General features: G+C 48.4%; 8 protein-coding genes. All 8 read left to right on the forward strand.

From position 1 onward, the window contains the following. Positions 1-180: hypothetical protein (locus tag QUA47_RS29630; protein ID WP_333433444.1), on the forward strand; the 180-nt coding region annotated here is incomplete at its 5' end. Positions 181-301: 121 nt separating this feature from the next. Next, entirely contained in the window at positions 302-3,250 is a 2,949-nt protein-coding gene (locus QUA47_RS29635; protein WP_333433445.1) for a CHC2 zinc finger domain-containing protein, read from the forward strand. A gap of 619 nt (positions 3,251-3,869) precedes the next feature. Continuing rightward, positions 3,870-4,715 carry a BRO family protein gene (locus QUA47_RS29640; protein ID WP_333433446.1) on the forward strand — a complete coding sequence of 282 codons (846 nt, stop codon included), beginning with the start codon at positions 3,870-3,872 and terminating at the stop codon, positions 4,713-4,715. Further along, positions 4,712-5,119, forward strand: a complete 408-nt coding sequence (locus tag QUA47_RS29645; RefSeq protein ID WP_333433447.1) for a hypothetical protein — start codon at positions 4,712-4,714, stop codon at positions 5,117-5,119. Before QUA47_RS29640 ends, QUA47_RS29645 begins: the two co-directional genes overlap by 4 nt. Beyond that, on the forward strand, positions 5,112-5,486 hold the full coding sequence (locus tag QUA47_RS29650; RefSeq protein ID WP_333433448.1) for a hypothetical protein: 375 nt from the start codon (positions 5,112-5,114) through the stop codon (positions 5,484-5,486). Before QUA47_RS29645 ends, QUA47_RS29650 begins: the two co-directional genes overlap by 8 nt. Beyond that, the gene (locus QUA47_RS29655; RefSeq protein ID WP_333433449.1) at positions 5,486-5,971 is read left to right on the forward strand and encodes a hypothetical protein; all 486 of its coding nucleotides are present in this window, start codon (positions 5,486-5,488) and stop codon (positions 5,969-5,971) included. The genes QUA47_RS29650 and QUA47_RS29655 overlap by 1 nt, the downstream gene beginning before the upstream one ends. Next, a complete protein-coding gene (locus QUA47_RS29660) occupies positions 5,968-6,237 on the forward strand; it encodes a hypothetical protein (protein WP_333433450.1) in 270 nt (89 codons plus the stop codon). The genes QUA47_RS29655 and QUA47_RS29660 overlap by 4 nt, the downstream gene beginning before the upstream one ends. Next, complete coding sequence (locus QUA47_RS29665; RefSeq protein ID WP_333433451.1) at positions 6,225-6,782, forward strand: hypothetical protein; 558 nt, start codon at positions 6,225-6,227, stop codon at positions 6,780-6,782. Before QUA47_RS29660 ends, QUA47_RS29665 begins: the two co-directional genes overlap by 13 nt. Positions 6,783-7,121 lie beyond the last annotated feature (339 nt).

The following is a 7,121-nucleotide window of genomic DNA, read 5'->3' on the forward strand; positions in this document are numbered from 1 at the left end:
GCGAAAATCTGTGCGATTCTCACAGAGCATCAAGCTTGGTACAGCGTCATAGCGCTGGCAGAACATTTAAAACTTCTAACCCAAATCTTGGGGAACCTGCTTGTCGCTGCTAAATTCTGCAATGGGTTGATAGGTGTATCTCTCACTGACAGCCTAGTAACCGCACTTGCTAACGACTAGCAGGGCGGTGCCAATTACGCTTTAAAATTTTTCAAAATCTGCACACCAAAAAACCGCTGCTTTCAATTGGTACCTGACCGCAACGGCTTTCGGTAATTCACCCAAATCAAAGGAGAATTCCATGTCCTCTAATAGTAACTCGCTCAGCGGGCAAACTTCAAGCGTCCGTAGTGAATTCATCTATGCAATCAATAAGTTCCCGCAGGAATGGGCTTTAACCCCTTGCGTAGGAAAGAAAAACCTGTGGTCTGGCTGGCAGAAAAATAAACTCGATCGCGCTCGACTGATCGAAGCCATCCAATCACAGACCAACGCAGAAGGTAAAAAGACCTTATGGACTGGGGTGTCTGTCGTTACGGGCCCACTCTCGGATGGGGTAATGGCGATCGACTTTGACGGCCCGCTGGCATGGAAAAAATATCTTGAGCTGTCAGGTGATCAAGAGCCACCTCTGACAAAGCGCTGGACTTCGGGCAAAGCTGGGCACTTCCAAATTCTGTTATCCGTACCGCCAGAGAAGTGGGGAGGATTGAAGCCCCAAAAAATTGAGCTCGACAATAACGAAAAACTAGAACTCCGATGGAATCAGTGCTCTACCCTGCCGCCGTCCATCCATCCAGACACGGGCAAACCCTACTTTTGGGAGAGTGAAGCTCCGATCGCAGAATGTCCCGACTTTATTCTGGACTTGATGCGCGAAATGCCGATGATCGAAGCCATCCAAAAAGCCAAACCTGAAACTACAGCATTTGTAAGTGCAGATGAGAAAAGTCTTGTAGAGATTTTGGAGAAAGATATTCTCCCTCTGTTGGACGCTGAAGAGTTCTACGGCAGTCACCTAAAACTAAAACCTGCGGGAAAGAATTTAAAAGCTCTGTGCCCCTTCCACTCAGAAAAATCCCCTAGCTTTACTATTTCCCCAATCAAGAAGACATTCCATTGTTTTGGTTGCGCTGTCGGAGGTGGGCCGGTGCAATTCTTGCACCAACTTCGTGGCGGTTTAGGCAGTCCGACCGGGAAGGATTTTGCAGCAATAGTACAGGAGCTTGCAGATAGTGTTGGACTGCGGATGCCCGACCGCAAAAAGAACACTCTCTCTAATAATTCTTCTATTTCCCACCCGCGCACACAAGAGAATGTAGTATATTTGTCGTCTTTAAGTAGTGACGAAGACTACAACCCAGATGGTGAGCCTAATGCAGCGCCAAACTTCTGTCAGATAGCAGAGTCCAAACTATACTCTGAGGGTCATTGGAAATCTATCGGTGGCCAGCTTTATAAATTTGTTGGAAGCCACTACGAACTGCGACCGGAAGTGGAGGAGAAGCGCCGGATTGGGGACTGGTTAAACAAGTATGCGGAGAGAACTAAGAGCGGCGCTTGGGTTCACAACCGAGCTAAGGCTAGCTACGCGGGTGAGGTTTTTGCATGGGTAGTTGGTCGGAAGGCGATCGACCCAAACAAGATAAATCCTGATGGCTTGAATTGCTCCAATGGGGTGTTAAAGGTGAACTCGGATGGAAGTTATGCGCTCTTGCCCCATGACCCTGAGAAGGTCTACACCTATGTCGGTTGTAAATTTGACCCAGCCATTGACCCAGCAGATTGCGATCGCCTTTTGGAATGCTTGGAGCCATCGCAGCGAGAAATTTTCCTTCGGACTGCTGCTGCCGCGCTCAATCTCAAAATAGTGCGATCGAAACTTACGGGTCGGGGAGTAAAGGGGCTGCTCTGCCATGGCGAAGGTTCCAATGGTAAAGATACTTTACGCGCTGTACTTGCAGCCGTTTATGGAAATGGGATGACGGGTAAATCTTTGTCTGACTTCCGATCGTATGACACGGGCCGCAAGTTTACTCTGGCGGCGATTGAAGGAAGCATCTGCAACTGGGCTTCTGAGAATACGGGGAAGATAGATTTAGATAGCATTCAGAGCCTCAAGCAGTTCATCACGGGCGACCCTCTGGATATTGAGCGCAAGGGCAAAGACAGTTATGAGTACAAGGCAGGAGCTATCTTTCTAGCCAATTGCAACAAACTTCCATCCATCACAGGAGGCACAGAGGCGATCGAAGGTCGCTATGGAATATTGAGGTTTGACAAGACCTATGCCAAAAACGCGATTGCTGCTGAGGGTCAATTAGAAGCTGACCCGCGCTTTAAGGATGATGAAAAGTTTATTCTTGAACAGATTGCCCCGGCGATGCTTAATAAGATGTTGGAGCGGTGGCCGCTATTGCTTTCTGAGGGAATCGACTACAAAGCGACCAAGGAAGCTATGCAGAAGGCTCAGGAGGAAAGCCGCCACCTCTGGCAGTTTGTTCGCGACGCTGGCATTGAGGTACAAACTGGTGGCCGCGTCTACATCAAAGATTTGTGGGAGCGACTGCAAGAGTGGTATGTAGAAACGGGGACATTAGAGATTGAACCTGGTACGAACGATCGTAAGGATAAGCTGATTTGGCATGATCTACCCAACAAATACGACACACCTGTAAAGGCAATAAATCAAGTATTTGCAAGGTTTTCAGAGATTTTCCCGAAGCTTAAAAAATTGCAATATAACGGGCGGGATGAGATGGAGCGTAGAGCTCAATGGTATCTATCAGGAATTAGCTTTGTGCAAAATCCTGATTTAACTACAAATTTTGCTCTGCCAGCTCTGCCAGTAGACACAGAGCAGGTTACAGCTCTACCAACTGCTCTGCCATCTGATATTGGCAGAGCAAGTGGCGAAGCTACAACCCTTGCAGAGACGACTGGCAGAGATGGCAGAGCAGTTTTGCCAACTATTCTGGAATTGTGCAACACGATCACACAACTCACTCTCCCTGAGAGGCAAAAATTGGTGGAACTATTAACTGGTACTCCCTGCTCTGATCCATTAAAAGCTTTCAGAATTGGTGATAAAGTCGCAGGCAATAACCCAGAAGAGTCTAGCTATAACTGGCATGGCCGCATCGTAGAGATTCACACGAGCATCAGTTGCAAGGTGGATTGGCAAGAGCGAGAAGGCAAAAAGGGGGGACGGGTAATATCCATGTTGTTCTGCAATCTGCGGAAAATCTAAGACCGCATCCAGTATCCTGACATCCGAAAATAGCCGCTAGTGGGGTTGTGCCAGTAGCGGCTATTTTTTGGGCAACTGGCACTGTGCAACTTTCTAATCGTAGTATGACAGTAATACGTTTTTAGCAGTCCTGTACAACAGTGTCTTACGTCTTGTACAACAGTGTCTTACGTCTTGTACAACAGTGTCTTACGTCCTGTACAACAGTGTCTTACGTCTCGTACACCAGCGTCTTACGTCTCGTACAACAGCGTCTTACGTCTCGTACAACAGCGTCTTACGTCTCGTACAACAGCGTCTTACGTCTCGTACACCAGCGTCTTACGTCTCGTACACCAGCGTCTTACGGCTCGTACACCAGCGTCTTACGTCTCGTACACCAGCGTCTTACGTCTACAAAACTTTACAAGTCGCCTACTTGACAGAGCGACTACAAACCTTCAACCTTAAGGTAAGGAAGATTGATGCGCGACTGACAAGCGATTGGACCCGCTAGCCAAGTCACGACTTCCCCGACGATTAGATCACAACCGTTGGAGCTTAACTATTATGCCAGTCGTAGCCGATTGTCTTTACAGACGATCGCAACTCTTCATCATTGAGTTTGCGAGGTTTTGTAATGACTGAACTATCAATTTTTGATTTTGAAGGTCAAGAAATAAAGGTTATCGGTTCAACCGATACCCCTGAGTGGGTAGTTGCCGATGTGGGTGCTGTTTTGGGAATTGAACAGAGCACGCTTAGCCGTCGGGTTGCAAAGATGCCCGAGAACTGGAAGGGTATGTATTCAATACATACGAATAAAGGTGAGCGACAAATGCTCACCGTAACTGAGCCCGGTTTGTACGAACTCATTTTTCGATCAGACAAACCCGCAGCCCAGCGGTTCCGAGTTTGGATGTTTGAGGAAGTGCTTCCCAGCATCCGCCGAACCGGGAGCTACTCTCACTCAGACCCTCAGCAGACTTTTGACCCCCAAATATCCCAACTGATCGAACTCGCTCAGACCCAAGTTGAGGTGATCAACGAGCAGCAGAAAATGCTGGCCGCTGCCTTAGCTAGTCTCAGCGAAACTAAAGGCAAGGGCAAAAAGCAGCCTAAATGGACACCTCGCAGCACCAGTCACTTGATCGAGTTTGTTCGCGAAGTCGGTTTGGAACCTCAGCCCGATGGTCGAGTTTATGTTTCCGACCTTTGGGAGCAATTGCGCGACTGGTATATCAAGACTGGGGTTCTGAAGGTTGAACTTGTTAAGGGTCAGGAAAAATTAATCTGGCACGATCTACCTAACAAGCGTGACACCCCCGTAAAAGCTATCAATCAGCTATACCGCAGGCTGTGCGAAATCTTTCCCAAACTTCGGAAACAGCGGCACATGGAACGCAGCGAAGTAAGGCGACGTGGTTGCAATTACTTGACGGGAATCGGCTACACGCAACAAGTTTCTGAGGAAAACACATTATGAAATCCTCAGAGAATGTTTCGGCGCGATACCCTGACGGGCGATCGCAACACTTTACATTTCCCCGGCGCGAACTCTTGCAGAAAGTAGCGGCGCTTACTTCGCTTTGCTTGCTACCCAAGTCTCAACCCATTTCTATGTATCCCTCCCCAGAATTTAGTATTGGTGATTTAGTTGCCTATGACTGGGAACCAGATGATGAGGAAGGCCCAGAAGTTGCTACTGATTTTGGCGAAATTTTAGGGATGCGCTGGGTTCCTGAACCCGATGGATATTACTTGGCTACTAACACTTGGGTTTACTTTGTCAGATGGACTCACAGCACTTGCCCCGACCTTCTTCCTGAACCCTGTTACGATGGCGAACCGACTGGAGCTGACCAATTGAGGCGTGTCAATCATGTCTAAATCGCCAATGGTTTCACATCGCCGCATCGACCAACTCAGACAGCTTGCTTACGATTGCAACCTCACAAATGAACAGGCAAAAACCTTCGGGAAGCTTACGGCCACAGCAACTTGGGAAAAGTTGCTGACTTCGTACGGGTTAGAGTTCGATCACAAACCTAGAATCACGTCTATTGACGGCTCGACCGTTTCCAATGAAAACTCACGCCAGATTAATTTGCTGGAATGGGTTGATTTAGGACAAGCTTTTGCCCTTGCTCTTGCATCGGTTGGCTTTGCTTTGCTCATCCTCGGATTGTGGCCAAAAATCAATCCGCTCAATCTATTTCCACCAGTCAAAATTCAAATTCAGATAGGGCAAAAATAATGGGAACAATGACCCGACTGTTCGGCGGCGATAGTAGCGATGCTATCAGCCACAAATCAGAGAAGCTAACTGCTCCGACTGATGCCAGCGTAATTACACCGCTCAATCCTGGTAATTTTAATTCCATCCGCACCGCTCCAGTAGCAGACACCCCCCGCTATTTCACGAAGGAAGAGGCGGACGCGACAAAGAAATTAGCCAAGGAAAAGACTGAGGGCGCTCGCTATGCAAAGAAAGCCTACAAGTCGATGGCACAAGTTGAATTAGCTGATGCAAAGGTACACAAGCATCATCGGGAATATGAGAAGGTTGTCGCCACTGGTGAACTAACAAAGAAAAAAGCTGATGTAGGCTTAGCCAAACATTTACACGGATTGCGTCCCGGTTATGCCAAGTTGGGAGTCGGACTTGAGAAAGCTGAAAACCGCGCTGCTGAAAGAATTGAGGCTATTAAAGCCAAGCTTCTAGGAGGGGTTAAAGAATGATAAAGGCGATCGCCCTGGGCAACTCATTTTTGCTTACGGCGATTGCTTCCAGCCTCCTATGCTGGATAGCATCGCTGCACCCCAACGCTTTGCATTTTGTGCAAGCATTGTTCGCGCTCAAACTAATAATTTCGGCTGCTGCTTGGCTTCTAGATGATGCAATTATTGGCATCTTAAAAATTAGTTTGTTGCAGCTTAGATTTAGGCTAATTGCAAGCACAATTGGCGCTTTAGTAGGGGCGGGGGTAATGCTATGTCGCTCCTAAAAGTGTCAGCTCTGTCTCTCTCTGGGCTTACCCTTTGGCTAGCCCCGCCGTTCGTTTTTTCCCGCAAAATTCCTCTGCACAACTTCATGCAAGGCATTGCCCTGGTGTCTGGTTTCGCGTGCTGCTTTGAGGGTCGGCGCTGCGCTCTCAAGGTTGCTAAGGCTGAAGAATTCGAGGCGATGAAAGCGCGGGCGATTCAGGCAGATGTCGAAGACGAGGTAGCAGTCGAAGTCTACGTCAGCGAGCAACAGCGGCGGAAGGAAGCGGAAGCAATCTTGGCCGCTTCCGACGAGGAAGTGGAAGCTAAACGGAAGGCACTGGAAGCCATATACCACGCGGACTTACCAGATGCGGAAGCAGCTTCCCCAGAGTTTGCAATCTACCAGGAAGTGCAGAAAGCGTTAGACGTTGGGAAGTCTCCCACATGGGTCATAGAGAACGTGCTCAATATGAAAGGGAGAAAGTTTGGTCAGGGCAAGGTGTGGCTGCAAGACTTGTTAGACGAGTTTGGGTCAAAGAAAGAGGAGGGGGAAAGCGACGGTTGACGACGTGGGCAGGGAGGGGGCTGGCTTTGGCCTGCCTCCCGGCCGCGCCCAACCGGGATATGTGATACCCGGTAAACACCTAAAAAGAAGCAATTTTCACAGGCTGGCAGCACGAGATTTAGACCGCTCAACCCTGACTAAACTGCGTTATAGAGAAAAAACGAAACCTATAGGTCTCCAGCTCAACAATAAATAGAGAAATCTAGAGAAATTGAATCACCACCGAGCTAAATGCAGCGAAGCACAGAATACAGTCATCACTTAAAATATTTGACATGGAGAACAACCCCCCACTAACGCCCCGAGAAATTTTAGAGGAACGCCGAGTTTGGCGTTACT

The organism is Microcoleus sp. MON2_D5 (assembly GCF_036701905.1).
Lineage (GTDB): Bacteria > Cyanobacteriota > Cyanobacteriia > Cyanobacteriales > Microcoleaceae > Microcoleus.